The organism is Novosphingobium sp. Chol11, assembly GCF_945870625.1.
Taxonomy (GTDB): domain Bacteria; phylum Pseudomonadota; class Alphaproteobacteria; order Sphingomonadales; family Sphingomonadaceae; genus Novosphingobium.
In genome coordinates this window covers 1-25,037 of the sequence record NZ_CAMBTS010000038.1, presented here as the reverse complement: position 1 = coordinate 25,037, position 25,037 = coordinate 1, and the positions used below count along the sequence as shown (strand labels likewise).

Sequence of the window (25,037 nt, the reverse complement as noted above, 5' to 3'; positions counted from 1 at the left end):
TGCGAAGCCCGCGATGCGGACGCGGTGAAGGCGGCGCAGCGCGCGCGCTGGAGAATCTGGTAAGCGTCAGGCCATAAGTGGCGGTCTAGCCGAGCGCGGCCTGTTTCTCTTCGGCGAGGCGGTCGAGCTCGGCGCGGCTCTTGCGCTCCGATGCGGTCTTCAGCTGTCCGCATGCGGCGTCGATGTCGCGGCCCCGCGGGGTGCGGACCGGAGCCGAGATTCCCCCCCCGAACACGATCTGCGAGAACCGCTTTATCCGGTCGGGGGTGGAGCATTCATACTGCGCTCCGGGCCAGGGATTGAACGGGATCAGATTGACTTTGGCGGGCAGCTTGTAATGCTTGATCAGGCGAACCAATTCGCGCGCGTCTTCGTCGCTGTCATTCTTGTCTTTGAGCATCACATATTCAAAGGTGATCCGCCGCGCGTTCGATGCGCCCGGGTAATCGGCGCAAGCTTGCAGAAGTTCTTCGATGCCGTACTTCCGGTTCAGCGGGACGATTTCATCGCGAACCTCTTTGGTTACGGAATGGAGCGAAACGGCAAGGTTGACGCCGATTTCCGCGCCTGCCCGGGCCATCATCGGCACCACTCCGCTGGTCGATAGCGTGATCCGCCGTTTTGACAGCGCAAGCCCTTCACCATCCATCACCAGTTGAAGCGCGTCGCGCACATGCTCGAAATTGTAGAGCGGCTCGCCCATGCCCATCATCACGATATTGGTGAGCAAGCGGCCATCGGCGGTGTATTCGCTGGCTTCCTCGTCGTCGTCATCCAAAGCAGGCTCCCCTATGGCGGCGGGAGCATCGAGCAGGGGCGCGCTGCCTGGCCATTCGCCCAGTGCATCGCGCGCCAGCATGACCTGGCCAACAATCTCGCCCGGGGTCAGATTGCGCACCAGCCGCATCGTGCCGGTGTGGCAAAACCGGCAGTTGAGCGTGCAGCCGACCTGGCTTGAGACGCAAAGCGTGCCGCGCGTCTCATCGGGGATGAACACCATCTCGTAATCATGCGCGTCGCTGGTGCGCAGCAGCCACTTGCGCGTGCCGTCCGTCGATACCTGCGCCTCGATAATCTCGGGCCGCCCGATTACAAAGCGTTCGGCCAGCCATGGCCGCATCGCCTTGGCGATATCGGTCATCGCCTCAAAATCGGTCACGCCGCGATGATAGAGCCAATGGTACACCTGCCGCGAGCGTAGCTTGGCAGCTTTGGCATCGAGCCCGGCTTCGGCAAGCAGCGATGCAATGCGCGCCCGTGGCAGGCCGATGAGATCAACCCGCCCGTCGCTGCGCGCGGTGACTTCGCGGGGCACGGGAACAGGATCAATGTGACCCGGGATAGCCATTGGCGTTATCTGCATAGAGCGCCATATAGGCGGCGGCGCGCGCTTGCGCAAATCCCCGCAGATGGTCCGGGCGATCAGTTCTGCGCGCAGCCCAAGGCCGCGGCGTCCATCGCGCTGGACGCGCCATCCAGATGGTACAGATCCCGGAAGGCCCGGCCATCCGCAGCGCGCCCGCTGATGGCGATTTCGCCTGACGAGCGCATGGCGGCGATGATCGCGGCGTCCATCCGCTTGTCTTGCGCCCAAGCATTCCCCGCGCCCGCCATCAACGCGAATCTCTCGGAACCGACGGCCATCGTGACCGGTGCATTGGCGGCAGGCCGGCGCGAGAGGCGCACATGCACCTCGCCGCGCACACCGCGTTTGGGCCAGATGCCGATGCTGAGGTAAGGCTGGGTCTGGTTCACCCGACCGCTGGATTCATACGCCATGGCGATGGCATAACAGCGCGGTACGCCGGGATCGCGAAACGCGCCCCAATCGCTCCAGATGCCCAGACTGTCGCGCGCCTGCGCCGGGGCGGCGATCAGAAGCAGCGCAAGCGCCAGACGCCGCATCAATCGGCCGCCAGATCGAGATAAGCGACCACATCATTGTCGGTGGCGAGAAATAGCCCTTCCTGCACCTCATCGCTTTGCTGCGCGGCCATCGCCAGCGCATCGGCCAGCGGGCCATAGAACAGCGTTTCCGCAGCGCCGCCATCGGGGCCATCGCTTAGGTGATAGAGCCGCACGCTGGTGGAATCGCTGGTCGAGCGCATTAATCTTCCCGCTTTGCGCTGTCGAGCCGCCGCTCGGCGCGGGCATTGTCGAGCGCCGCACCCGCTTTCTCCGCCTTGCTGCGCCCGAACTTCGCGCGGTTTTGCGACGCGGCGGCCTCAGCCTTGCCGCGGGCCGCCGCCTTGCGCGCCATTCGCAAATTGACAATCTCGGCCATCAGGCGTGCTCTGTGCCCCGGCTTGCGCCCAGAAACACGCGTTCCGCGCCGCCCTCGATCAGCGCGATCGAGCCTTGCACGAGGCTGGGCGCAATCGGCGCGCCGTGCTCTGGATGGATTGGATAACCCGACATCAGCCCGCGCAGCACGCGGCTGGAAATGCCATGCATCACCACCACATGATCGCGGTTATCATGGCCCACGCGCTCGATCCAGCGGGTCAGCCGCGCGGCGATCATTGGGTAATCCTCGCCGTCTGGCGCCGGGCGCAGCAGATGATCGGCGATGACGATAGGGCCTTGCTCGGCCTCCACCTCGTCATAGGTGCGCCCGCACCACGAGCCCATGTCAATTTCCTTAAGGTCATGCGTGCGCAGCGCGGCGAACCAGTCGATGCCCAGCTCTTGCGCGATTAGCGCCGCCGTCTGCAGCGCGCGGCCTGTTTCTGAGATGTGTAGCGTGACGTCGGGCTGCTCCCCCAGCGCGCTGCGCAAAGCCGCGCCCATCGCCGCCGCCTGCTCAAAGCCGAGCCGGGTGAGCGGCGTATGGATATCGTTCGCCTGAAGGCGGCGCGCGGCATTATAAACCGTTTCGCCGTGACGCATGATGAAGAAACGGGATGAGCGCATCAGCGTGTGATAGCGCTAAGACGGGGAGATGGCGAGGGGGGCTGCAGCATCACGCGGCCCTTACCGCCGCTTCGACGGCCGCCAGCGCCTGAACCAGACGCGGCTGGACGAAATCCAGAAACGCGCGCCGCTTCAGTGGCTGGACGCGGTGGGGCTGGTGGACCAGATTGACGGGCAGCGGGGCGGTGGCATGGCCGCGCAGCAGCGTCACGATCCTCCGCTCCGAAAGCGCGGTCGCTGCTTGATATGACATCACCCGGGCGATGCCCACTCCGGCTATCGCCGCTTCGACAACGGCATCGGCGGTGTTGACCGAGAAGCGCGGCCGGATCGCCACCGATTGCGCCGCTGCCCCCGCGCCGAACGCCCAGTTGCGATAGGTTTGCAATCCTTCGAAGGCGATGCAGTCGTGCGCGGCGAGATCGGCGGGCACTAATGGTTCGCCGCGCCGCGCGAGGTAATCCGGATGGGCCGCGATCACCCAGCAGACCTAGCCAGCGCGGCGCGCGACCAGATCGCTATCGGGCAAGTGCCCGATGCGGATCGCCACATCGACATGCGCCTCGACTAGATCGATAACCCCATCGCTCAGCACTAGCCTCACCGTGACTTCGGGATAGGCGGCGAGGAAGGCGTCGACAATCGGCGCAACATGTAGCTTGCCGAACATGATCGGCGCGGTGACGAGCAGTTCGCCGCGCGGCGCGCGATATTCGCCATTGGCCGCGCGCTCGGCCTCTGCCAGATCATCGAGCACGCGCCGCGCCGCGCCGACGAAGGCCTCGCCCGCCTCGGTCAGGATCAGCTTGCGGCTTGTGCGCACGAGGAGCTGCGCGCCGAGATGTGCCTCCAGATCGGAAACGCGGCGGCTGATCGTGGGCAGCGGAGTATTCAGCGCGCGCGAGGCCGCCGAGAGACTGCCCCCGTCCACCGCCGCCAACAGCGTGCGCATCGCCTCGAACCGGTCCATGGAGCATTCCGTTTTATGGAAGGTTGGCTTGCTGAAATAGCGCGTTCTGTCGAAATGCGAAAGAACGTACTTGGGGGTCACCGGCCGCTTCTGGCCTGCTTCTAAAAGAAGCCGCTTCTGGCCTGCTTCTAAAAGAAAGGGTCTCCCCCGCCATGTCTCGCATCCATACCCCCGCCACGATTGCTGATGCCCCTGAGGCATCGCGTCCGCTGCTCGAAGCCGTGAACAAGGCGCTCGGCACCGTTCCCAACCTCCACCGTCTCGTCGCCGCAAGCCCTGCCGCGCTCGAAGGCTACCTCGGCATGAACGGCGCTCTGGCCAAAGGCGCGCTGCCTGCCGCCACCCGCGAACGCATCGCGCTTGCCGTCGCGCAGGCAAACGGCTGCGACTACTGCCTTTCGGCGCACACCTATCTCGGCAGGAACCTCGCCAAGCTGGATGACGCCGAGATCACCGCCAACCGCAACGGCGCATCGAACGATCCAACGGCCAATGCTGCGGTCCGCTTCGCAGCGCAGCTGGTCAGCGCGCGCGGCCACGTCAGCCGGGCCGAATTCGAAGCGGTGCGCGCTGCGGGTTATACCGATGCTCAGATCATCGAGATCGTCCAGCACGTCGCGCTCAACATCTGGACCAATTACCTCAATTCCGCCCTCGCAACCGTGATCGACTTCCCCGTCGTCACCGCCAGCGCAGCGAACGCCATCGCTGCCTGATCTGACACGGGCGCGGGTGCCGATGTTCCCGGATCGGCACGCGCAAACCCATCCCACCTTGAAAGGACCACCTCGTCATGAAAAAATCGTTCTTTGTTCGCGCTTTGCCAGCTGCTTTCGCAGCAGCGCTGGCCCTGTCGTCCACCCCGGCTTTGGCCGATGGCAACCATATCAGCTACAAGACCACCACCGTCGACGGCCTCAACATCTTCTACCGTGAGGCTGGCGATCCAAAGCGCCCGACGATTGTTCTGCTACATAGTTTTCCCTCCTCCTCGCACATGTTCCGCGATCTCATTCCCAAGCTCGCCGTGAACTATCACGTCATCGCAGCCGACATGCCGGGCTTTGGCTACAGCGATCAGCCGAGCATCGACACGTTTTCTTATACTTTCGCCCATCTCACCGATGTGATGGACGACTTTCTCAATAAAGTCGGCCCGCAGAAGTATAGCCTCTATGTGATGGACTATGGCTCACCGGTGGGTTTCCGCCTGTTCGTCAAGCATCCAGAGAAAATCCAGGCGATCATCTCGCAAAATGGCAACGCCTATGACGAAGGCCTGTCGGCTTTCTGGGGCGAAAATCTGGTGCCTTACTGGAACAACAAGAACGCCGAGACCGAAAAGAAGCCGCGCGCGCTGCTGACGATCGGCACGACCAAATTCCAGTACACGCAGGGTTTCCGCAATGCCGAGAATGTGAACCCCGACAGCTACACCAATGATCAGGCCATTCTCGATCGGCCGGGCAATCAGGATATCCAACTGGCGCTGTTCTATGACTATCGCACCAATGTCGCCCAGTACGACGATTGGCACGCGGCTTTGCGCCGGGCCAAGCCGCCGCTGCTCGCCGTGTGGGGCAAGAACGATCCGATCTTCATTCCGCCGGGTGCCGAAGCATTCAAGCGCGATGTTCCGGATGCCGAAATCCGCTTCCTCGATACCGGGCACTTTGCGCTGGAAGAGGATTCAGACAAGATCGCCGACTATATTCTTGTCTTCATGAAGAAGAAGGTCGGCTGAATATTACGGACTAATCCCTGGGGGGCCACGCTCCCCGGGGAAATCCTCTTCCAAAAAGGAAACAACCATGACCAAGTTGCTTTATATCAAGGCCTCGCCCCGCGATGCCGCTTCGCGTTCGGTGGCGGTGGCCGATGCCTATCTCGCCGCGTTGAGGGCCAAGACGCCCGATCTTGAGGTCGATGTGCTCGATCCGTGGACGGCGGGCTTGCCCGAATTTGATGGCGACCGCGCCAATGCCAAGCTCACCGTGTTCGGCGGCGGCACCAACGAAGGCGCGCAGGCGAGCCGTTGGGACGAGATCGTTGCCATTGCGCAGCGCTTCGCCAGCGCCGACCGCTATCTTTTCGCCATCCCGATGTGGAACGGCGGCATCCCCTACAAGCTCAAGCAGTACATCGACGTGATCCATCAGCCGGGGCTGCTGTTCGGCTTCGATCCGGAGAAGGGCTATCTCGGGCTGCTGGCAAACAAGCAGGCAACGCTTGTCTACACCAGCGGCGCGTTTTCGCTGGATTTCCCCTCGCCTGCCTTCGGCGTGGATCACCAGTCGAGCTATATGCGTGCCTGGCTCAATCAGGCGGGCATCGCCGACATCACCGAAATCCGCTATCAGCCGACCATCCTTACGGCCGATCCCGAAGGCGATTTTGAGCGCGCCAAAGCGGCGGCTGCGGCAGCGGCTTGAACCGATCACGAAAGGCACAAAGACGATGACGCATTTGCTCTCCAGCGACGTTGCCTTCACACCCACGGTCAAAGCGTTGCAGGCCCTGCGCGGCTCGCGCGACAATTACGCCAAGATGGAGGCGCGCGGTGGCTTTCACACCGCGATTGACGAGGATCTGGCGGAGTTTGTCGCTGGCGTCGACACCGCCTATCTGGCGACAGCGACCGCCGCAGGGCAACCCTATGCACAGCATCGCGGCGGACCCAAGGGGTTTATCCGCGTGCTGGACGAGCACACGCTGGCCTTTGCCGACTACACGGGAAACCGCCAGTATATCACGGCGGGCAACCTTGCCGACAACGACAAGGCGTTCCTTTTCCTGATGGACTATGCGCTCCGCCGCCGGATCAAGGTCTGGGGCCGCGCGCGGGTATCTGATGATCCCGCCACCATCGCGCAGCTGATGCCCGAAAACTATCGCGCCCGGCCCGAACAGGCGATCCTGTTCACGGTCGAGGCGTGGGACGTGAACTGCCCGCAGCATATTCCGGTCAAGATCGATGCGGGCGAGGTTGCCGGCGCAATCGAACATCTCAAGGCGCGCATTGCCGTGCTCGAAGCTGAAAATGCTGTGCTCAAAGGACAAAGCCAATGAGCGCCCCCACGCGCCGCCCGCCGCTGCCGCCCTTCACCGATGCAAGCGCTGCCGAGAAGGCGCGTCTGGCCGAAGATGCCTGGAACAGCCGCGACCCTGCGCGGGTCGCACTGGCCTACACACCCGCCAGCCAATGGCGCAACCGCGCCGAATTCATCACCGGGCGCGCCGAGATCGAGGCGTTTCTTGCCCGCAAATGGGCGCGCGAGCTAGACTACCGCCTGATCAAGGAAGTCTGGACCCACGCCGAGAGCCGCATCGCCGTGCGCTTTGCTTATGAATACCGCACAGACAGCGGCGACTGGTTTCGCGCTTACGGCAATGAAAACTGGCAGTTCGATGCAGATGGCCTGATGGAACGCCGCATCGCCAGCATCAACGAGCACCCCATCAGCCCGGCCGAGCGCAAGTTCCACTGGCCGCTGGGTCGCCGGCCCGATGACCATCCGGGGCTCAGCGATCTGGCGCTTTAGGCGGAACAGCAAAAATGGGCCGGGGCGAGGATGGCGCCAATCGAGGGTTGCTGTCCTCCGGAACTCCTGCAATCTGCGCAGGGCGGCCGGCGGCCGGCGGCCAATGGCCAACAGCCAACGGGGGGGAGGCGGTAGGGTGACGACAGCCAAGAGCGCAGAACTCAAAGCCATTCAGCCGCTTTTCGCCTCGCCGCTGCTGAACTTCATCGTGCCCGAGGCCGATGCGCTCAACGCCGGACTTCTGGCTGAGATCGCCGCGCGACAGGCCGCTGAGCCTTCCATAGAGCGAAGCAATCGCGGCGGCTGGCACAGCGCCGTCGACTTGTTCAAGCGCGCCGAGCCAGCGCACCAGCGGCTGGCGCGACTGATAACCGATGCCGTGGGCACGGCAACACTGACGCTCCAGCCCGCTGCAAAGCTGCATGCACTTGGAATGGAGGCTGAAGGGTGGGTCAACGTCAACCAGCCCGGCGCGCTGAATTCGCCGCACGATCATCCCGGCTGGCTGTGGTCGGGATGCTATTATGTGCAAGTGCCGCCTTCCGGCGAAGAGGCCGCACCGACCGATGGCTGCATCGAATTTCGCAACAGCTGAACCAATCTGCTGATGACGCCATCCGTTGATTTGCCATTCATGCGGTCCGAAGTGGTTTTCCGGCCAAAGGCAGGCCTGCTGCTGCTGTTCCCCTCAAACCTGCTGCACTGGGTCTATCCACACGCTGGACCGGGGGACCGCGTGTCGATAGCGTTCAACGCGCGCTGGCTGGGTGACTAAAGGCAGCAGACAAACGCCGGATTGGCCGCATGCAGGGTGACAGAGGTCACACGGTGTCATTTCTTGGTTTTCAGAAAGTTCATAAAAACAATAGGTTAAGGCTACCTTCTGACAAAGTCACGCTTCATGCCCTCTAGGAAGCTGGAATGAGGCAAGATAGGCAGGACAGCCATTGGACGGCCTCTGCAATTTCCGCAGCAAGTCACCTGGACTTTGATCGCGATTTGACACGATCTCCACAAATCCGAGACAAAACCTCCATCTGCGCAAACGATAGGTGCGGCTTGATTCGAGCAGATCGCTCAAGGGAGTCGGTTGAAATGGACAATGCTCTCATCCTGATTGCCGAGGACGATGCCGACATCGCGCAGATCCTTGCTGCCTATCTTGATCGTGATGGCTTCCGCACGGTGTGTGCCAGTGATGGTGATGTTGCGTTGATGCACCATCGCACCTTGCGACCGGACCTGGTGCTTCTCGATGTACAAATGCCCCGGCGCGATGGCTTCGACGTGCTCGCCGAGATCCGCCGGCGCGGCACAACGCCGGTCATCATGGCGACCGCGCGGATGGAGGATCTCGACAAGCTCTCCGCGCTGCGCATGGGCGCCGACGACTATGTCGTGAAGCCGTTCAATCCGCTGGAAGTCGTTGCCCGGGTGAGGGCAGTGCTGCGCCGGGGCCACGGCATGGATGCAACGGATGGCCGCATTTGCTGGGGTCCTTTGCAAATCGAGCCTGCCGGGTTCGCAGCCTACATCGACGCAGAGCATGCCAAAGTGCCGCTCGATCTGACCTTGACCGAGTTTCGCGTGCTCGCCCATATGACGCGCCAGCCAAACCGCGTGTTCTCGCGCGCAGAATTGCTCGATGCCTGCTTGCCCGAGGGCGAGGCTCTCGAACGCACGGTCGATAGCCATGTCAGCAAGCTGCGCCGGAAGCTTGAGGCCGCAGGAGCACCCGGGCTCTGCTGCGGCGTGCGCGGCATCGGCTATCGATTGGCGCCTTTGTGATCTTCGGGCAAAAAGATCGCCGGTTGCGGCTGTCGACGCAACTTGCGGGCATAATCGCGGCTTCCACGCTCACATGTGCCGCGATCATCATCTTCGAAACCGAGCTATTCGAAGCCTATGAAAGTTGGCGGCTATTGCACGACATGCCGCCAGCCGCGAAGCAGGCAGCAGAGGCGCTGATCGCCGGACGCGAACCGGCGATGACCGATTTGCAGGCGCTCATAAAGTTCCAGCTGCTGGCAAACGACGGCACCATCAGCCGATCCAACCTTGCGCTTTTGATGTTCGTGCTGACTGCCGTGATCGGCGTTTTCATCGCCGGGACAATCCTGCTGGGACGTCTTGGCAGCGGGCTCGATAGTCTGGCCGAGGCTGCACGGATGGTCACCAAAGGCGAACTTTCAGCGCGGGCACCGCTGCCACGCTTTGCCTCGATCGAAGAAACCCAGCTCATCGATGATTTCAACGTCATGGCATCCGCGCTTGAGCGTGTGGACCGCGAGCTGAAAGACAGCACGGCGGCGATCGCGCATGAATTGAGGACACCGTTGACCGTCCTTTCCGGGCGGCTTCATGGGATACAGGACGGCGTATTTGAACCTGAGGCCGATCAGATCGAGAGCCTGATCAAGCAGGTCGATTCGCTTGCGCGGATTGTGGACGATTTGCGCACGCTGAGCCTTGCAAACTCCGCACAGCTGGCCCTCGATCTCGCATCGATCGATTTGGCGGAAGTCTTGCGACCGACGCTTGCCGCCATGGCACCCGACCTCAATGCAGCAGGTATCGCCGTCGATGCCGATTTGCGCCCTGCGCCTCTGATCGGTGACGCTGCAAGACTGCGGCAGGCGTTAGGCGCAGTTCTCACCAATGTTCAACGCTATGCTGCGGGCAGCGAGATCATGAAAATCGAGACAGGCACCAGCGCGGGTTGGGCTTTTGTCCGTGTGCTTGATCGCGGCATCGGCCTTACCGACGAAGCAAGCGCCCGCGCCTTCGAACGTTTCTGGCGCGGCGAACAATCACGCGGCCGAGCCAATGGAGGATCCGGCCTTGGGCTGTCAGTCGTGCGCGCGATTGCCGAGGCCCATCGCGGCGAGGTGACTTTGACCAGTCGCGCGGGAGGCGGTGCGACCTTTGAAATGCTTCTACCGCAGAAACCGCTGCGTGTCGACACATTCTCCACAAAAGGCTGATCAATTCTCCACACGATACCTCAAGAACAACATCATCGATCGGCGCTAGACCGACGATTTTGTCAATCAAGAGGTGATCATGAAAAACTTTGTTATTGCCAGTACTGCAATTCTGATGCTCTTCCCTGGCTTTGCTCTTGCAGAAGACAATACTGAGACTTTTACAGGTGCCAGGATCGGCGTTGATGTCAGCCGTGTCCGGACCAGCTTGCGGGGCGATCCGGGCAATATCGGCGCTACTGAAAAGAACGCCTGGAACGGTGTCGGTTATCGCGGCTTTGTTGGGTATGATTTGCAGCTGGCCAACATGTTCGTCGTCGGCGCCGAAGCCGGTATCGGCGGCGGCGGCAGGGCTGTCACGCAAACCGGGCCTGCGGGCCGCTACACCGTTGATCCAGGCCTGACGTATGACATTTCGGCGCGTGCCGGGATTGTCGCTGCTCCGGGCCTGCTGCTTTATGGCCGGGTCGGCTATCGCTGGCTGCGCACGGACCAGAAGACTGCGCTTGCCAATGCGGGGACGAATTCGAACCGTCGAACCGAAGGCTCGGTGACATATGGCGCGGGCGCGGAAGTTCTCGTCAGCCCCTCTTTCTCGGTGCGAGCCGAATACAACCGCACGCCTTACAGCGGCAATCTCAAAGCCAATGCGCTTTCCATCGGTGGCGCGTTTCGCTTCTGAGCTGATAGACGGGACAGTGCCATGTTGGCACTGTCCCGTCTAATTCCCTGTTTGATCCATCAGCATTGTTCTTCAATCGTCGAGATCAGCGATAGCGCATCAGACGACATGAGGTGCCGGGCCGCTGCGTTTTCGATTGACGCACTCAAAGCCCCTCCCGATCAAGGGACGGGGAATACGGCATTGATTCAATGCAAAACGAAAGCGGTGCAAGGGCTGGTGGCGTAGGAAGGGCAGTCCTGCTGCCTACCCCCCATCTGGATAGCTGATCCCCATCACTTCCCATTCCTTTTCCCCGCCGGGCAGCGTCACTTTGCGCAAGTCGCCCACGCGAGCGCCGCGCAGCGCACGCGCGATCGGCGCGCTCCAGCCGATGCGGTGGGCGCTGGCGTCCTGTTCATCGTCGCCGACGAGGGTGAGGGTGAGGCGGGCGTCGTCGTCATCGGCGATTTCGACCGTGGCGCCGAAGAGCACGCGGGTGTGGTCGGTTTGCGCGGCGGGGTCGATCACGCGCGCGGCTTTCATGCGTTTGGCGAGGAAGTTAAGCTCGCGGTCGATCTCGCGCATGCGCTTGCGGCCATAGAGGTAATCCCCGTTTTCGCTTCGATCGCCGTTGCCAGCGGCCCAGCTGACGATCTCGGTGATCGCGGGGCGTTCCGTACCGAGCAGATGGTCGTAGCGCGCGCGCAAGGCGGCGATGCCGGCCGGGGTGATGGGGTTGCCGTCGGGTTTCATACGCGGCCAGCTTAGGCGAGGCGAGGGCAAGAGGGAAGGTTGCCAGCGCCCCGGTCCTTGGCCTAAAGTCCCGCCATCATTCCCACCGCCAGAGGACATCATGGCCGAGACGCACACCCTGACCGTGACCGCAGAAGAACTCGAAATGATCATCGATGCGCTGGAAGCGGATCATGAAGGCTATATCGAGGCAGTAAAGGAAGCACGTGGCAACAATGCGCGCGAGGATGTGGCGACGTTCGGCGGAGCGGCAGAGCGCATCGCCGCGCTGATGAACCGGCTGCAGGGCATGCTCGACGAATAAGGGGGCAAGAGGGGGAAGGTCCCCTCAGCCCGGCGTGCGCTTGCCCAGAAAATAGCTCAAGGGATTGGGGCCTCTGTAACTCGCCTTGTCCGGGTTCAACGCCTCATAAACCACCGCGTTTTCCATCACGCGCTGCACGTAATTGCGCGTTTCGCGCAAGGGGATGCGTTCGATCCAGTCGATCCAGCCGATCCCGCCTTGGCGCGGATCGCCATTGGCGCGCAGCCACTTGTTCACATTGCCCGCGCCCGCGTTGTAGGCCGCCACCGCCAGCGGCTTGCTCCCGCCGAAATAGGTCAGCAAGCGCTGGAAATAGCCGCCGCCAAGCTGAATGTTGAACTGCGGATTCGCGATCAGCGCCGACGCGCTGAAGGGCACACCCAGTTTGCCCGCCTGCTCGTTCGCGGTGCCCGGCATCAACTGCATCAGCCCGCGCGCGCCGGCGTGGCTGATCGCGTTTTCGGCGAACTGGCTTTCCTGCCGGGTGATCGCATGGATCATCGTCCAGCCCTGATCATAGCCTTGCGGCACAGGGATCAGCGGAAAGGCGATCTGCTGAAAATCGAGATAGCCGCGCGCCGCCGCCGCTTGTCCAACGATCACGCCCAGATCGCGTCGGCCCAGATTGCGCGCGAGCTCGGCGACCAGAATGTGCTGGCCTGGGCTTTGCTGCTGCTCGCTGATCTCCTTGAAAAACCGCACCGTGGTTTTCCAATCGGCGTCGCGCGCCACTTCGCGCACGGCCTGGGTGAGCGGCGCACGATCGAACTGCGCGCGCTCCTGCGGGGTGGGCACCGCGCCCGAACCGGCGGGGAATTGCGGCACCGGGCGGCCCAGCCGCTCTAGCGCGAGCAGGCCGTAAAACTGATCGGCATAGCGCGCCGCCTGCTCGAACTGAGCCTGCGCAGTGGCGGCTTGCCCCGCCTGTGCATAAGCAAGGCCCGCCCAGTAAAACCCCTTCGAGCGTGTGCCCGGGGTGCGCGCGGTGGCGCCGTAGCGGGTAAACAGCCCGGCCGTGCGGCCCGGATCGCCCAGTGTGGAAAGCGCCTGCGTCGCGCCAAGCCACATCAGCGAGGTGTAATCATCGCGCAGATCGAACGCGAGCTGGCTGATGTCTTCGCCCGGCTGGAAGGCATCGTCGATGCCCGATGCAATCAGCATTGCGCCGCGCGCATTGCCGCTGGCCGCCGCGCTGCGCGCTTGGGCAAGCAACTCTTCGACCCACTTTTCGCGGTCGAGCGGCGGGCGGGCGAGCAGCGGGCGACCGGCGAGCAGCGCCTGCGCCGCCGCGCCATTGCCTTGTTTGCGCAAAGCGCGGGCGCGGCTGTAAAGAAAGCCCGGATCGGCATTGAGCGCGTCGCCGGGTGTGCCAGCGGCGGCGGCATAAGGATCGCCGCCGCGCAGGATGGCCAGCCGCGCCGCCTCGATCCCGCTGCGCGCCGGGCTGACCCGGGGCAGTTGGCGCGCGGCCGCTTCGGCAGCGCCCGCCCAGAGCAGGGCGTTCATCCGCGCATCCTGATCGTCCTGGGTGAAGTTGGTGCCCCACTGCGTCAGGATCGCGGTTTCGGCGGCATCGGGCATCGCGCCGCCGCGCCATGCGGCGCGCGCTGCCGTCACGGCATCGGCCCGTCCAAGCGCCGCCAGCGCCAGCGCAAATTGCGCTCGGCCAATGTTGGTTAGCGGCGGGATGCGTTCAAAAAAGGTAACGAGGCTGCGCGCTTCGGCATTTTCGCGGATCAGCGCCTCTTCGGCGCGGCGGCGCAAGGTCGCTTCATCGGGAAAGCCGGGGTGCGCGAGGACAAACCCGGCGTAATCGCCGAACGAGAACCGTTCGGTGCTGGTCAGCATCCGCCAGCGGTTGATCGCTTGCGCAATCGGCCCCTGATTCCCTGAAACGAGCTGCGCGCGCGCACGGTCCCACGCCGCTCCATCGGCGTCGGCATCGCTGGCGCGGCACGCGACCGATGCGGCCAGACAAGGCAGGATCAGCATAAAGCCGCCCATTTTGCGCAAGTGCCGCTTTGAAATCGCTGTTTTCGCATCCATGCTGGACATGATAGCGGATGGCTCCTTATCAGGCGCTGAATGAGGCCCCGGACGCGGCAGACAAGGCCATCAGCCATGTCGCCGGGGCCCGAGGCTTGAACGCACTTGTGGCGCAAAATGAGGGGCAAAGTCCATGTTTTCCGGCTCCATTCCAGCACTAGTTACCCCTTTTCGCGACGGAGCGTTTGACGAGAAGGCATTTCGGCGGCTGGTCGACTGGCAGATCGAGAACGGCTCATCGGCGCTGGTCGCCTGTGGCACGACCGGCGAGGCCTCGACTTTGTCCAACGCCGAGCATCACCGTGTGATCGAAGTCTGCGTCGAGCAGGCGGCGGGGCGCGTGCCGGTGATCGCCGGCTGCGGCAGCAACGATACGATGAACGCGCTGCTGCACATGACGTTCTCCAAAAAGTGCGGCGCGGCGGCGGCGCTCTGCGTCGCACCTTATTACAACCGGCCGAGCCAAGCCGGGCTTATCGCACACTTCAGCTATCTGGCCGAGCATATGGATCTGCCGATCATCCTGTATAACGTGCCCGGACGCACGGTGACCGACATCCTGCCTGAAACGGTGTGCGAACTGGCGGGGCGCTTTGCGGGGCGGATCGTCGGGATCAAGGATGCCAGCGGCGATCTCTCGCGCGTCACCGATCATCGCATGGGGATCGGCAAGGGCTTCTGCCAGCTTTCGGGCGATGACGAGCTGGCGCTGCCCGCCAATGCGGCTGGCGCGGTGGGGTGCATTTCGGTGACGGCGAATGTCGCGCCGCGCCTGTGCGCCGATTTTCAGGCCGCCTGCGCGGCGGGCGATTTCGAGCGCGCGCGCGAGCTCAACGATCAGCTCTATCCGCTGCACTATGCCATGTTCGAAGATGCCTCGCCCGGGCCGCTGAAATACGCGCTGACCCGCGTCCACAGCTGGCTGACCGAAGAATTGCGCCTGCCGCTGGTGCCTTGCAGCGCGGCGGCGCGCACATCGGTCGATGCGGCGCTGGCGCTGGCGGGATTGGTGTGAGCGCCGATTGAATGGGTTAGCCGGGCGAGGCGGACGACCCCGCCAGCAAGCCCCCATCGATATCCACTTCGCTGCCGGTCATATAAGTGGCCTCATCCGACGCCAGCAGGACGGCGATGGCGGCGACTTCGTCAGGCGTACCGAATCGCTTGAGCGGCGCGTCCGCCACCAGCGACTGCATGCGGGCTTCCCGATTCGCACCACTGCCGAGCATGGTTTCCCAGATGGGAGTAAGGATAGCGGCTGGGTGGATCGAGTTGCAGCGGATTTTCCAGCCTTGCGATGCGCAATAGAGCGCGACGGACTTGCTATGATTGCGGATCGCCGCCTTGGACGAGGCATAGGCGCAGGCCAGCGGAACCCCCACAAGACCCGACCTTGACGACATGTTGATGATCGAGCCGGTGCCCTTTTGCTTCATCGCGCCAATCGCATAGCGGCAGCCCAGAAACGTGCCATCGACATTGACCCGGTGCACCTCGCGCCAGTTTGCGAGGCTGGCATGCTCGGGATCGTGCGCCTCGCCATTGTGCTCAAGGCCGGTGATGCCGGCATTGTTGACGACCACATCGGCCACTGGAAACACACTGGCGAGATGGGCCCAGTCCGCTTCTTCACGCACATCAAGCCGTTCGAACCGGCAACCGATTTCGGCGGCCGCCGCCGCGCCAGCCTTCTCGTCGAGATCAGTGATCACGACGACCGCCCCTTCTTCGTGAAAGCGTTGAGCAATCGCGCGTCCGATCCCTTGCGCAGCGCCGGTGATGATGCAGATCTTGCCGTTCAATCGGTTCATGACACTCTCAAAGCGGCGCTTCTTACACCGCTTGGCCAGACGCGGATGCGCCGGACCGTGGGGCGAAAGCCGCCCCGTTTCGCAAGGTTCACCCCATCGACCAGCCATGGCTCGCCACCAGCGATTGACCGGTCAGCGCATTGCTGGGAAACGCGGCGAAAAACAGCGCCAGTTCGGCGATGTCGTCCACGGTGGTGAACTCGCCATCGACCGTCTGGCCGAGCATCACCTTCTTGACGACCTCTTCTTCTGAAATCCCCAGTTCCTTGGCCTGCTCGGGAATCTGCTTGTCGACCAGCGGCGTGCGGACAAAGCCGGGGCAGACCACGTTGGTGCGCACACCCTTGGGGCCGCCTTCCTTGGCGATGGTGCGGCACAGGCCGAGGAGGCCGTGCTTGGCGGTAACATAGGCGCTTTTAAGCAGGCTCGCTTCCTTCGAATGCACCGAGCCCATGAACAGGATCGCGCCGGAACCTTGGGCATACATATGCGGGATCACCGCCTTGCTGGTCAGAAACGCGCCATCGAGGTGGATCGCCAGCATCTTCTTCCAGTCCGCAAAGGCATAGTCCTGAATGGGGCTAACGATCTGGATGCCCGCGTTGGACACCAGCACGTCGACCGTGCCCCATGCCGCGACCACTGCCGCGACGCCGGCATTGACCTGCTCCTCGCTGGTGACGTCCATGGCCACCGCCATGGCCATGCCGGAATGATCGGCATTGATCCCATCCGCAGCGGCCTGCGCCGCCTCAATCTTGAGATCGGCGATGGCGACTTTGCTGCCGGCGGCGGCATAGCGCTTGGCGATAGCAAGGCCGATGCCGCTGGCGGCACCCGTCACGATCGAGACTTTGTCATTGAGGTTCATGGCTTTGGTATCCTTCAAGAAGGTTTCGGTAAATCCGCTTCGGGCAAAATCGAGTTCAGGCAAGATCGAGCGAGACGATCCCCCCATCCTGCCATTGGCGCTGTTTCCAGCGCGGGCTGGCAAAGCTGCGCGCCACATCGCGCATGCCCGATTGCCAATGATCGTTCACGGTCGCGCGCGAGAATTCGTAATCCTTGCCCTGGCTTTCGTAACTCTCGCTCCGGTTGATCAGTTGCAGGATCATGACTGGATGCGCGCAGGCCTTGCGGGTCAAAGCCTGCACATCCGGATCGGCGGCGAATTCCGGGGGCAATTTGGCCGCCAGACGGGTTGCGGCGGCCTGCAATTCCTCGATCCGTTTTTGCACATCAGTGTTCATCCGCGTGCGGCTTGAAAAGCGGATATCCTTCTCGCGCTGTGCGGCTTCGGCCAGGCTGCGCGGCATCATGCCCCGCGCGCTGAACAGATCGACCTGAAACACCAAAAGCGGGGTCGTGCCGCCCGCGCCGTCGATCACATATTGCAGCGGGGTATTGGAAACGATGCCGCCATCCCAATAAGGTTCGCCATCGATCATAACGGGGGGAAAACCGGGCGGCAAAGCGCCGCTCGCCATAATGTGTTCGGGTTCGATCAGCCGCTCGCGGTTGTCGAAATAGGTGAAGTTGCCGGTCAGGATATTGACTGCGCCAACGCTGAAGCGGACCGGCCCCTCGTTGAGCAGATCGAAATCAACGAGATCGAGCAACGTTTTGCGCAAGGGCGAAGTGTCATACATGCTGATCGCTTCGGCGGAACCGGGCAGCGCGAGGCCGGGCAAAGTTGTGCGCGGGGTGAAAAAGCCCGGAATGCCGGTCAGCGCGACCAGCCCGGCGGCGGCTTCGTTAAACAGGCGGCGGCCCCAGCCGTTCTGAAAAGGGGCGGGGAAGGGGATGCGCGAGGAGGCCAGGTCCCAGAACGCGCGCAGTCGCTCGGTCCGGCGCTCGGGCGGATTGCCTGCGATGATTGCGGCGTTGATCGCGCCGATCGAAATGCCGGCCACCCATTCGGGCTCAAACCCGCCAGCGGCCATCGCCTGATAGACCCCGCCCTGATATGCGCCCAGCGCGCCGCCGCCTTGCAGGATCAGCACGCAAGCTTCAGACCTTGGACGAAGCGTTGGAACTTGCGCTTGGGCGGCCATTGCTGTCACATCCTCTTGGGTTCACGCCATGCATAGCACATCTCGTATTGTGCGCTGCAACCAGAACTTGGCATGGCCGCGCATGATCCGCTCCCTTTTCATTCGCGACACCTGCGCCTACATGCTGATCTGCTATGGCCCGCCCAACCCCCGCCGCATTCGACAAAGTCAAGATCGTCGCCCAGAACCGGCGCGCGCGGTTCGATTACTTTATCGACGACGTGTTCGAGGCAGGCATCGTGCTGACGGGCACCGAAGTGAAATCGCTGCGCTTTGGCGATGGTTCGATTGCCGAGAGCTATGCCGAAGTGAAAAACGGCGAGGTCTGGCTGGTCAATTCCAACGTGCCCGAATTCAGCCACGGCAACCGCTTCAACCATGAACCCAAACGTCCGCGCAAGCTGTTGCTCAAAGAGCGCGAGATCGCCAAGTTTCATGGCGCGGTAGAGCGCAAGGGCATGACGCTGGTGCCGCTGTCGGTCTATTTCAACGGGCGTGGGCGCGCCAAGGTCGAACTCGCGCTGGCCAAGGGCAAGAACAACGCTGACAAGCGCGCCACCACCAAGGACCGCGACTGGCAGCGCGACAAGGCGCGGATCATGCGCGAAAACGGCTAGTTTAACGGTTCGGATTCAGGCTGTGGAAAGGCGTTTTGCCACAGGATTACAGCCTTGCCCGGCTGGCGGGTAGCGCAGGAAATGATTAGACCGGAAGTGATGAAAAACAGGATGGTTTCTTGGGCGCATGCGGCGATCCCGAAGCGCGAAGTCATGGAGCGCAATCGCTTTATCCGCCCCTTTGCGATGCGCCCAGAATTGTGGCTGCTCAGCCGCCGCTCGGTGCCGCGCGGCGTGGCAATCGGGTTGTTCATTGGCTTTTTGCTATTGGTGCCGGGGCTGCAGATCGTCGGCGCGGCGCTGCTGTGCGTCCCCGTTCGCGGCAACATTCCGATTGCCGCGGCAATGACGTTCCTTTCAAACCCGCTGACGACACCGCTAATCGTCGCCGCCGCCTTGTGGATCGGCAGCAGCTTCGGCTTTCATTCTGATATCGCCACGTTTCAGGCGCTCGTGGCCAATGGCGCAAGTCTGGGGGAATGGGCCGGCTGGCTGGTCTCTGATGCAGCGCCTTCGTTGATCTTCGGCCTGTTCGTGATTGCGGCGGTCTTGGCGGTGATCGGATACATCGCGGCGGTCATCGGCTGGCGCATTTTGACCGCTGCCAAGCGCCGCAGCAGGATCGCCCAATTCGCCGCCCGCCAGGCTGCCGCTGGCTTGGAAGCAACCAGCCAAAGCGCGAGCGAGTGATCGCCGATACTGCCGTTTCTCCGGCCGCACCCCTGCCGTGGCGCGCGATGCTGGCGATTGCGGGCGGGGCCATCGCCAGCGCATTGCTGTTGTGGCTCGTTTCGGGCGAACCGGTGCTTGCTCTGGCATTTGTCGGCGGTTTCGTGCTGCTGGCCGGCGCGCTCTATCTGGCGCTGCGGCAACGCCCGGCCGAGCGACCGGCCGAATTTGCCGAGCCGGATTGGTCGGTCACGCAGGCCGCGATCAATCACGAGGACGCCGCCACCGCGATCATCGATCGGGCCGGGCGGCTGGCCTGCGCCAACGCGCGCTTTGTCGCATGGTTCGGGATCGGCGCCGCGCCGCCGCGCCTGCCGCTCGATCCGCCGCAGCGCGCCGCGCTGGAAGCCGCCGCCCGCGCCGCCTGGCGCGACGGCACGTCCGAACTCGCCGCGATGGAGTTGCCCACCGGGCCGTGCCGCCTCTCGATCAGCCGCGCCGGGCGGGGCGAAGACTATCTCGTGTGGCGCTTCATTCCCGAGATGAGCCGCGATCTGCTGGCCGAACTGACCGGCCATATCAGCGGCAAGCTTGGCCGCGTTCTGGCGCAGGAAGGCCTGCAGGCCGCGCTGGTCACGCCAGACGGGCAGATCGCCGCCGCCAACCCCGCCTTCATCGCGTGCGCTGCGGGCGAGTCGCCGGATGCGGTGATCGGCAAGGATTTCGTCGGCTATTTCCGCTCGGATGATCACGAGCGCATTTTTTATGCGCGCGAGGGCACGGGCGGTGTGCCGGTGCGCTTCATTCATTTACCTGTCGCCGATCCCGACAGCGGGACCCCGCACGATCCGGCGCAAACCCCATCGCTGTTCCTGTTGATCGAAAACGAGGGCGGCGTGGGCGAGTCGCGCACCGGCTTGCCGCAGATCGAGGCGTTGCTATCGCGCCTGCCGCTGGGGCTGGCGATGTGCGACCGCGATGGCCGGTTCCTGTTTGCCAACCGCGCGTTCCTGCGCGCTGCCGGGTACGACGAGGGCCAGAACGGTGCCCAGTACGGGGGAGGGCCGCCGCCCTATCCGTCCGATCTCGTCATCCGCGAGGACAAGGGCGCGCTGGCCGATGCGGTGCGCCGCTATGCCGGCGGCTCGGCCAGTGCGGGCGATGTCGCGGTGCGGCTGCGCGCCTCGCCCGAAGACCCGGTCTCGCTGAGCCTAGCCGGGGTGCGCGGGCTGGGCGAGGGCACCGTGCTGCTCAGCCTCAAGGATTCCAGCGAGGAAACCCGCCTCAAGCGCGAGATCGCGCAGGCCACCAAGATGCAGGCGGTGGGGCAATTGGCTGGCGGCGTGGCGCACGATTTCAACAATGTGCTCACCGCGATCATCGGCTACTGCGATCTCATGCTGATGCGCCACACCCCCGGCGACAGCGATTACGACGATATCCAGCAGATCAAGGCCAATTCGAACCGCGCCGCCAGCCTCACCCGCCAGCTCCTTGCGTTCTCCCGCCAGCAGACTTTGCGCCCCGAAATACTCCAATTGCCCGATGTTGTGGCCGAGGTTTCTACCCTGCTCAAGCGGCTGCTGGGCGAGAAGATCCAGCTTGAAGTGACGCACGACCGCGATCTCGGCCTCGTCCGCGCCGATCCGGTGCAATTGGAGCAGGTGCTGCTCAATCTCGCGGTCAATGCGCGTGATGCGATGGCCGGGGACGGCAAGTCCGTCATCAAGTCCGGCGGCGTGCTGCGCATCAAGACCAAGCGCGTCACCAGCGCCGATGTGCGCGCGATGAAGAGCGAGATCCTGCCGATTGCCGATTACACCGCGCTGATCGTCGAGGATACCGGCCACGGCATCCCGCCAGCGGTGCTGGGCAAGATCTTCGAGCCATTTTTCACCACCAAGGACCGGGGCAAGGGCACCGGTCTCGGCCTCTCCACCGTCTATGGCATCGTCAAGCAATCGGGCGGCTTCGTCTTTGCCGAAAGCGAAGTGGGCAAGGGCACGCGCTTCCTCATCTATCTGCCGGTCCATGTGCGCGATGCCGCCGAACTGGCTGAAGCGAGCGCGCAGGCCGCCATCGCCGCGCGGCCGACCAAGCGCCAGCAATGGTCCGGCGGCGGCCGTGTGCTGCTGGTCGAGGATGAAGACACCGTCCGCGCAGTCGCCACCCGCGCGCTGGTGCGCCAGGGGTTCGAGGTCGTCACCGCATCAGACGGCGAGGAGGGCCTCGAAGCGCTTGCCCGCGAGACTGCGGCAGGCCACGCATTCGACATCGTGGTCAGCGACGTGGTGATGCCGGGCATGGACGGCCCCGCGATGGCCCGCGAAATCCGCAAAGAGCTGCCCACGCTGCCCATCCTGTTCATGTCGGGCTATGCCGAGGAGCAATTGCGCCGCGACATCGACGTGCCGAACATGCACTTCCTCGCCAAACCTTTCAGCGTCGCGCAGATCGTGGCGGCGGTGGAGGACGTGCTGAAGGCGCGGTGAAGCGCCTGCAATTTCCCCCCAAGTTGACATAGTTGACACAGTCCTGAGAGAAAACTCAGGGGGGCAGGCGGCCTGTGCATCACTCTGAAATCAAAGATATTTTTTCCGCAGCTCACAGACCCGCCAATCCCCGGCCCGACACCCAAAAGATACGGCGTGTTGGAGACGGACCTGCTGGCGCAGTACTGCTGCTCCCCAGCCGGCAGGCGATGCAACCTTGCGGGCGGGGGACCGAATGACGGGCGCGGCATGGGGTTCCACGTTTCAATGAGCGATGCGCGCCATGCCGAAATAGCGGTGTGTAGGAAAGTTGTTTTGTCGGCGCGGCGGATACCGGTGGTGGTCTTGGGAGTTGTTGGCGGACCTCAATAATCGATCGACAGGACGTGCTTCACCTCGTTCGTCCTGAAACCGATCGCCGAGGGGCATTGCAATCCCGGTAGCGCGGCAACGTCATAGAGTTCGCGCACCACGCCTTCCACACGCACCCAGCCGGTCATGTCGCCCGTCGCAAGGTTGATCACGGCGAGCCCGCAGCGCGGCTCGGTATCGCGTTTGCGCAGCTCTGCATCGAGAGCGAGACCGGAAAAAGTGCGGTTCTCGCGCGGCAGCGACAGGCCGATGACGGCATGGCCGGCGACGAAGGCCAGGCCGCGCGCAAACCCCGGCACGAAGGCGACCGGGATGAATGCGCCGGCGTCCCGGTCGACAAAGCCGAACTCGCCGGTGCCCGAATTGAGCAGCCAGAGCTTGCCGGCGTGGAGCCGCGGCGAATGCGGCATCGACAGCCCGCCCACGATAACCTCGCCGCTGGTGACATCGAGCACTACGCCGCCATCCGCCCGGCGATCGCGCCAGCCGTCTGCAGTGTCGGAACGGGAAACCGCCGTGACATAGCGCGGCTCACCCGCCTCCAGCGCCATGCCATTTAAATGGCAGCGGTCTTCTGCGGCGTAGCGGGAAATGAACGGCGGTTTCCACAGCGGCTTGAAGCTGTAGCCGTCACTCACAGTCGCGATGCAATTGAACAGTGTGTTGACGAACACCGGCTTGCCATCGCGGCCAAATCCGATGTCGTGGATGTCCAGATCGCCTGTCACCCAGCTTTGATGCGGCGCGAATGTCGCGTCCATGCCATCGGCGCTGCGCGCGCCTTCGGGAAGAATATTGTCGAGGCGGTGGACTTGATATTCGGAAGAGATCAGCATGGAGCGGATGTCGTCGCTCACCCCCATGCCCATGCAGCGCGAAAAGCTGCGTTCGAATACCGAGAGTTTGCCATCCGGCTTCACGCCGATGAAAAACGCCTTGCCAGCACGGTACGTGGTGAAGGCCAGACTATGCTGCACCGAAGCCAGCCATTCGGGAAAATGGCGCGATGTGGTAAGTGCAAATGCTTCTTCGGATGGACTGGCGAGGGCATCGTCTTTGTTTGTCATCGCGTGATCCATTTTTGACACTTTAAAGTCATTTATTGCGCGATGTGCCATAAACAAGCACCCCGGCGAAAGTCAAAAAACAAACTGTTTGACAATTTTGGAGCGTCAAAAGATAACTTTTTTTAACAATTTTGGGAAGAAGGCGTGAGCGATGCCGTCAAATGTTATCGACCTCACCGGGCTGACGGCGAAACAAGGGTTCATCATCGAGGGCGATGTCGCGGGTGATCAGGCAAGCTACAGCGTCTCATCGGCGGGCGACATCAATGGCGACGGCTTTGCCGACCTGATTGTTGGGGCGTCTGGTGGCGATAATGGCGGCACCAATGCCGGCGAGGCCTATGTCATTTTTGGCAAGGCCGGGGCCACCCGCACCAACATCGACTTTACGTCCCTTGCAGCGAGCGACGGCTTCATTATCCAGGGCGATGTCGCATTTGATGCGGCAGGCTTCAGCGTTTCGTCGGCGGGCGATATCAATGACGACGGCTTTGCCGACCTGATTGTCGGTGCGGCCCGCGGCGACGATGGCGGCAACAGTGCCGGCGAGGCCTATGTCATCTTCGGCAAGGCCGGGGCCACCCGCGCCAACATCGATCTCACTTCGCTTGCCGCGAGCGATGGCTTCATCATCCAGGGCGATGACGCAGGTGATCTGGCAGGTCGCAGCGTCTCGTCGGCGGGTGACATCAACGGCGATGGCTTTGCCGAACTGATCGTCAGTGCGCCCTATGGCGACAATGGCGACACCGACGCCGGCGAGGCCTATGTCATCTTCGCCAAGGCCGGGGCCACCCGCGCCAATATCGATCTCACCACCCTTGCGGCGAGCGACGGCTTCATCATCCAGGGCGATGTCACGCGTGATTATACAGGCGCGAGCGTCTCTTCGGCGGGCGACATCAACGGCGACGGCTTTGCCGACCTGATTGTCGGTGCGGCCAATGGCGATAATGGCGGCTATAATGCCGGCGAGGCCTATGTTATTTTCGGCAAGGCCGGGGCCACCCGCACCAACATCGACCTTACGTCCCTCGCAGCGAGCGACGGCTTCATCATCCAGGGCGATGTCGATTATGATCGTGCAGGTGCGAGCGTCTCTTCGGCGGGCGACATCAACGGCGACGGTTTTGCCGACCTGGTCGTCGGTGCGCCCGGTGGCGACAATGGTGGCTATAGTGCCGGCGAGGCCTATGTCATTTTCGGCAAGGCCGGGGCCACTCGCGCCAACATCGACCTCACCTCGCTTGCGGCGAACGACGGCTTCATCATCCAGGGCGATGCGGCATATGATGTGGCAGGCCAAAGCGTTTCGTCGGCGGGCGATATCAACGGCGATGGCTTTGCAGATCTGATCGTCAGTGCGCCTTATCGCGACAATGGCGGCGCCAATGCCGGCGAGGCCTATGTGATCTTCGGCAAGGCTGGGGCCACGCGCGCCAACATCGATCTCACCAGCCTTACGGGAAGCGACGGCTTCATCATCCAGGGGGATGTCGCGTATGATTTTGCCGGCCGGAGCGTTGCGTCGGCGGGCGACATCAACGGTGATGGCTTTGCCGAACTGATCGTCGGGGCGCGCTATGGCGATAATGGCGGCAACAATGCCGGCGAAGCCTATGTCATCTATGGCAGTGCCAGTTTCGGATCGGCGCCGGTTGCCGTCGACGACAGCCTTGCGGCGGTCAAGGACCAGATCGCGACGTACGCGACCTTCCAGTTGCTCCGCAACGATGTCAGCGCCTTCACATTGACGGTCAGCGCGGTCAGCAACGCCAC

25 protein-coding genes and 2 pseudogenes are annotated in these 25,037 nt (G+C 63.1%); 15 read left to right on the top strand and 12 right to left on the bottom strand.

The genetic code is table 11. From position 1 onward, the window contains the following. Positions 1-85: 85 nt before the first annotated feature. From rlmN to Q0O40_RS08405, 6 genes and pseudogenes are all read right to left on the bottom strand, one after another. Positions 86-1,363: a 23S rRNA (adenine(2503)-C(2))-methyltransferase RlmN gene (gene rlmN / locus Q0O40_RS08430; RefSeq protein ID WP_295528615.1), complete on the bottom strand. Its 1,278-nt coding sequence runs from the start codon at positions 1,361-1,363 to the stop codon at positions 86-88. A 59-nt stretch (positions 1,364-1,422) separates the two neighbouring features. After that, positions 1,423-1,905, bottom strand: coding sequence for a hypothetical protein (locus tag Q0O40_RS08425; RefSeq protein ID WP_295528613.1), 483 nt, complete (start codon positions 1,903-1,905; stop codon positions 1,423-1,425). Beyond that, positions 1,905-2,108, bottom strand: coding sequence for a hypothetical protein (locus Q0O40_RS08420; RefSeq protein WP_295528611.1), 204 nt, complete (start codon positions 2,106-2,108; stop codon positions 1,905-1,907). The genes Q0O40_RS08425 and Q0O40_RS08420 overlap by 1 nt, the downstream gene beginning before the upstream one ends. After that, positions 2,108-2,284: a DUF4169 family protein gene (locus tag Q0O40_RS08415; RefSeq protein ID WP_295528609.1), complete on the bottom strand. Its 177-nt coding sequence runs from the start codon at positions 2,282-2,284 to the stop codon at positions 2,108-2,110. Before Q0O40_RS08415 ends, Q0O40_RS08420 begins: the two co-directional genes overlap by 1 nt. After that, complete coding sequence (locus tag Q0O40_RS08410; RefSeq protein ID WP_295528607.1) at positions 2,284-2,913, bottom strand: phosphoglycerate mutase family protein; 630 nt, start codon at positions 2,911-2,913, stop codon at positions 2,284-2,286. The genes Q0O40_RS08415 and Q0O40_RS08410 overlap by 1 nt, the downstream gene beginning before the upstream one ends. 49 nt (positions 2,914-2,962) lie before the next feature. Next, positions 2,963-3,865 (bottom strand): annotated as a pseudogene (locus Q0O40_RS08405) (LysR family transcriptional regulator). Between the two features lie 170 nt (positions 3,866-4,035). Here Q0O40_RS08405 and Q0O40_RS08400 point away from each other — a divergent pair. From Q0O40_RS08400 to Q0O40_RS08360, 9 genes and pseudogenes are all read left to right on the top strand, one after another. Further along, a complete protein-coding gene (locus Q0O40_RS08400; protein WP_295528605.1) occupies positions 4,036-4,599 on the top strand; it encodes a carboxymuconolactone decarboxylase family protein in 564 nt (187 codons plus the stop codon). Between the two features lie 77 nt (positions 4,600-4,676). Further along, complete coding sequence (locus tag Q0O40_RS08395; RefSeq protein ID WP_295528604.1) at positions 4,677-5,627, top strand: alpha/beta fold hydrolase; 951 nt, start codon at positions 4,677-4,679, stop codon at positions 5,625-5,627. Between the two features lie 67 nt (positions 5,628-5,694). After that, a complete protein-coding gene (locus Q0O40_RS08390; RefSeq protein ID WP_295528602.1) occupies positions 5,695-6,315 on the top strand; it encodes an NAD(P)H-dependent oxidoreductase in 621 nt (206 codons plus the stop codon). 25 nt (positions 6,316-6,340) lie between these two features. Further along, positions 6,341-6,952 (top strand): pyridoxamine 5'-phosphate oxidase family protein, encoded by a 612-nt coding sequence (locus Q0O40_RS08385; RefSeq protein WP_295528600.1) that lies wholly within the window; start codon positions 6,341-6,343, stop codon positions 6,950-6,952. Continuing rightward, positions 6,949-7,425, top strand: coding sequence for a nuclear transport factor 2 family protein (locus Q0O40_RS08380; protein ID WP_295528599.1), 477 nt, complete (start codon positions 6,949-6,951; stop codon positions 7,423-7,425). The genes Q0O40_RS08385 and Q0O40_RS08380 overlap by 4 nt, the downstream gene beginning before the upstream one ends. Beyond that, positions 7,391-8,200 (top strand): annotated as a pseudogene (locus Q0O40_RS15880) (TIGR02466 family protein). Before Q0O40_RS08380 ends, Q0O40_RS15880 begins: the two are co-directional and overlap by 35 nt. Before the next feature lie 320 nt (positions 8,201-8,520). Beyond that, a complete protein-coding gene (locus tag Q0O40_RS08370; RefSeq protein WP_295528596.1) occupies positions 8,521-9,213 on the top strand; it encodes a response regulator in 693 nt (230 codons plus the stop codon). A gap of 23 nt (positions 9,214-9,236) precedes the next feature. After that, positions 9,237-10,409 carry an ATP-binding protein gene (locus tag Q0O40_RS08365; RefSeq protein ID WP_295528592.1) on the top strand — a complete coding sequence of 391 codons (1,173 nt, stop codon included), beginning with the start codon at positions 9,237-9,239 and terminating at the stop codon, positions 10,407-10,409. Between the two features lie 115 nt (positions 10,410-10,524). Further along, positions 10,525-11,091 carry an outer membrane beta-barrel protein gene (locus tag Q0O40_RS08360; protein WP_295528589.1) on the top strand — a complete coding sequence of 189 codons (567 nt, stop codon included), beginning with the start codon at positions 10,525-10,527 and terminating at the stop codon, positions 11,089-11,091. Positions 11,092-11,337: 246 nt separating this feature from the next. On the opposite strand, the gene Q0O40_RS08355 is transcribed toward Q0O40_RS08360, so the two are convergent. Further along, on the bottom strand, positions 11,338-11,826 hold the full coding sequence (locus tag Q0O40_RS08355; protein WP_295528585.1) for a GreA/GreB family elongation factor: 489 nt from the start codon (positions 11,824-11,826) through the stop codon (positions 11,338-11,340). Positions 11,827-11,926: 100 nt separating this feature from the next. On the opposite strand from Q0O40_RS08355, the gene Q0O40_RS08350 reads away from it, so the two are divergent. Continuing rightward, a complete protein-coding gene (locus Q0O40_RS08350) occupies positions 11,927-12,130 on the top strand; it encodes a hypothetical protein (protein ID WP_295528582.1) in 204 nt (67 codons plus the stop codon). Between the two features lie 24 nt (positions 12,131-12,154). Here the strand turns inward: Q0O40_RS08350 and Q0O40_RS08345 are convergent, their stop codons facing one another. After that, the gene (locus Q0O40_RS08345; protein ID WP_295528580.1) at positions 12,155-14,185 is read right to left on the bottom strand and encodes a lytic transglycosylase domain-containing protein; all 2,031 of its coding nucleotides are present in this window, start codon (positions 14,183-14,185) and stop codon (positions 12,155-12,157) included. A 124-nt stretch (positions 14,186-14,309) separates the two neighbouring features. Between Q0O40_RS08345 and dapA the strand changes: the two genes are divergently transcribed. Further along, entirely contained in the window at positions 14,310-15,191 is an 882-nt protein-coding gene (gene dapA, locus Q0O40_RS08340) for a 4-hydroxy-tetrahydrodipicolinate synthase (protein ID WP_295528578.1), read from the top strand. Positions 15,192-15,207: 16 nt separating this feature from the next. Here dapA and Q0O40_RS08335 read toward each other — a convergent pair whose 3' ends face one another. The 3 genes from Q0O40_RS08335 to Q0O40_RS08325 form a co-directional block, all read right to left on the bottom strand. After that, positions 15,208-15,987, bottom strand: coding sequence for an SDR family oxidoreductase (locus tag Q0O40_RS08335; RefSeq protein WP_295528575.1), 780 nt, complete (start codon positions 15,985-15,987; stop codon positions 15,208-15,210). Between the two features lie 88 nt (positions 15,988-16,075). Further along, complete coding sequence (locus Q0O40_RS08330) at positions 16,076-16,858, bottom strand: 3-hydroxybutyrate dehydrogenase (protein ID WP_295528619.1); 783 nt, start codon at positions 16,856-16,858, stop codon at positions 16,076-16,078. Between the two features lie 55 nt (positions 16,859-16,913). Continuing rightward, positions 16,914-18,041 carry a DUF3734 domain-containing protein gene (locus Q0O40_RS08325; protein ID WP_295528572.1) on the bottom strand — a complete coding sequence of 376 codons (1,128 nt, stop codon included), beginning with the start codon at positions 18,039-18,041 and terminating at the stop codon, positions 16,914-16,916. A gap of 134 nt (positions 18,042-18,175) precedes the next feature. Between Q0O40_RS08325 and smpB the strand changes: the two genes are divergently transcribed. From smpB to Q0O40_RS08310, 3 genes are all read left to right on the top strand, one after another. Beyond that, positions 18,176-18,658 carry an SsrA-binding protein SmpB gene (gene smpB / locus Q0O40_RS08320; RefSeq protein WP_295528570.1) on the top strand — a complete coding sequence of 161 codons (483 nt, stop codon included), beginning with the start codon at positions 18,176-18,178 and terminating at the stop codon, positions 18,656-18,658. A gap of 99 nt (positions 18,659-18,757) precedes the next feature. Continuing rightward, positions 18,758-19,348, top strand: a complete 591-nt coding sequence (locus tag Q0O40_RS08315) for a DUF2062 domain-containing protein (protein ID WP_295528568.1) — start codon at positions 18,758-18,760, stop codon at positions 19,346-19,348. 47 nt (positions 19,349-19,395) lie between these two features. Continuing rightward, the gene (locus Q0O40_RS08310; protein WP_295528617.1) at positions 19,396-21,819 is read left to right on the top strand and encodes a response regulator; all 2,424 of its coding nucleotides are present in this window, start codon (positions 19,396-19,398) and stop codon (positions 21,817-21,819) included. A gap of 365 nt (positions 21,820-22,184) precedes the next feature. On the opposite strand, the gene Q0O40_RS08305 is transcribed toward Q0O40_RS08310, so the two are convergent. Next, positions 22,185-23,258, bottom strand: a complete 1,074-nt coding sequence (locus Q0O40_RS08305) for a TIGR03032 family protein (protein WP_295528565.1) — start codon at positions 23,256-23,258, stop codon at positions 22,185-22,187. A gap of 151 nt (positions 23,259-23,409) precedes the next feature. Here Q0O40_RS08305 and Q0O40_RS08300 point away from each other — a divergent pair. Next, the coding region (locus Q0O40_RS08300) for an integrin alpha (RefSeq protein ID WP_295528562.1) at positions 23,410-25,037 on the top strand (1,628 nt) is incomplete at its 3' end.

Bases quoted from the DNA above. Each gene is read 5' to 3' on its own strand.
- smpB (WP_295528570.1), top strand. From the start codon at position 18,176: ATGGCCCGCCCAACCCCCGCCGCATTCGACAAAGTCAAGATCGTCGCC.
- dapA (WP_295528578.1), top strand. From the start codon at position 14,310: ATGTTTTCCGGCTCCATTCCAGCACTAGTTACCCCTTTTCGCGACGGA.
- rlmN (WP_295528615.1), bottom strand. From the start codon at position 1,363: ATGCAGATAACGCCAATGGCTATCCCGGGTCACATTGATCCTGTTCCC.
- Q0O40_RS08360 (WP_295528589.1), top strand. From the start codon at position 10,525: ATGCTCTTCCCTGGCTTTGCTCTTGCAGAAGACAATACTGAGACTTTT.
- Q0O40_RS08400 (WP_295528605.1), top strand. From the start codon at position 4,036: ATGTCTCGCATCCATACCCCCGCCACGATTGCTGATGCCCCTGAGGCA.
- Q0O40_RS08325 (WP_295528572.1), bottom strand. From the start codon at position 18,041: ATGGCCGCCCAAGCGCAAGTTCCAACGCTTCGTCCAAGGTCTGAAGCT.
- Q0O40_RS08385 (WP_295528600.1), top strand. From the start codon at position 6,341: ATGACGCATTTGCTCTCCAGCGACGTTGCCTTCACACCCACGGTCAAA.
- Q0O40_RS08420 (WP_295528611.1), bottom strand. From the start codon at position 2,108: ATGCGCTCGACCAGCGATTCCACCAGCGTGCGGCTCTATCACCTAAGC.
- Q0O40_RS08355 (WP_295528585.1), bottom strand. From the start codon at position 11,826: ATGAAACCCGACGGCAACCCCATCACCCCGGCCGGCATCGCCGCCTTG.
- Q0O40_RS08390 (WP_295528602.1), top strand. From the start codon at position 5,695: ATGACCAAGTTGCTTTATATCAAGGCCTCGCCCCGCGATGCCGCTTCG.
- Q0O40_RS08335 (WP_295528575.1), bottom strand. From the start codon at position 15,987: ATGAACCGATTGAACGGCAAGATCTGCATCATCACCGGCGCTGCGCAA.
- Q0O40_RS08305 (WP_295528565.1), bottom strand. From the start codon at position 23,258: ATGACAAACAAAGACGATGCCCTCGCCAGTCCATCCGAAGAAGCATTT.
- Q0O40_RS08380 (WP_295528599.1), top strand. From the start codon at position 6,949: ATGAGCGCCCCCACGCGCCGCCCGCCGCTGCCGCCCTTCACCGATGCA.
- Q0O40_RS08415 (WP_295528609.1), bottom strand. From the start codon at position 2,284: ATGGCCGAGATTGTCAATTTGCGAATGGCGCGCAAGGCGGCGGCCCGC.
- Q0O40_RS08350 (WP_295528582.1), top strand. From the start codon at position 11,927: ATGGCCGAGACGCACACCCTGACCGTGACCGCAGAAGAACTCGAAATG.
- Q0O40_RS08330 (WP_295528619.1), bottom strand. From the start codon at position 16,858: ATGAACCTCAATGACAAAGTCTCGATCGTGACGGGTGCCGCCAGCGGC.
- Q0O40_RS08310 (WP_295528617.1), top strand. From the start codon at position 19,396: ATGCTGGCGATTGCGGGCGGGGCCATCGCCAGCGCATTGCTGTTGTGG.
- Q0O40_RS08425 (WP_295528613.1), bottom strand. From the start codon at position 1,905: ATGCGGCGTCTGGCGCTTGCGCTGCTTCTGATCGCCGCCCCGGCGCAG.
- Q0O40_RS08395 (WP_295528604.1), top strand. From the start codon at position 4,677: ATGAAAAAATCGTTCTTTGTTCGCGCTTTGCCAGCTGCTTTCGCAGCA.
- Q0O40_RS08370 (WP_295528596.1), top strand. From the start codon at position 8,521: ATGGACAATGCTCTCATCCTGATTGCCGAGGACGATGCCGACATCGCG.
- Q0O40_RS08410 (WP_295528607.1), bottom strand. From the start codon at position 2,913: ATGCGCTCATCCCGTTTCTTCATCATGCGTCACGGCGAAACGGTTTAT.
- Q0O40_RS08345 (WP_295528580.1), bottom strand. From the start codon at position 14,185: ATGTCCAGCATGGATGCGAAAACAGCGATTTCAAAGCGGCACTTGCGC.
- Q0O40_RS08315 (WP_295528568.1), top strand. From the start codon at position 18,758: ATGAAAAACAGGATGGTTTCTTGGGCGCATGCGGCGATCCCGAAGCGC.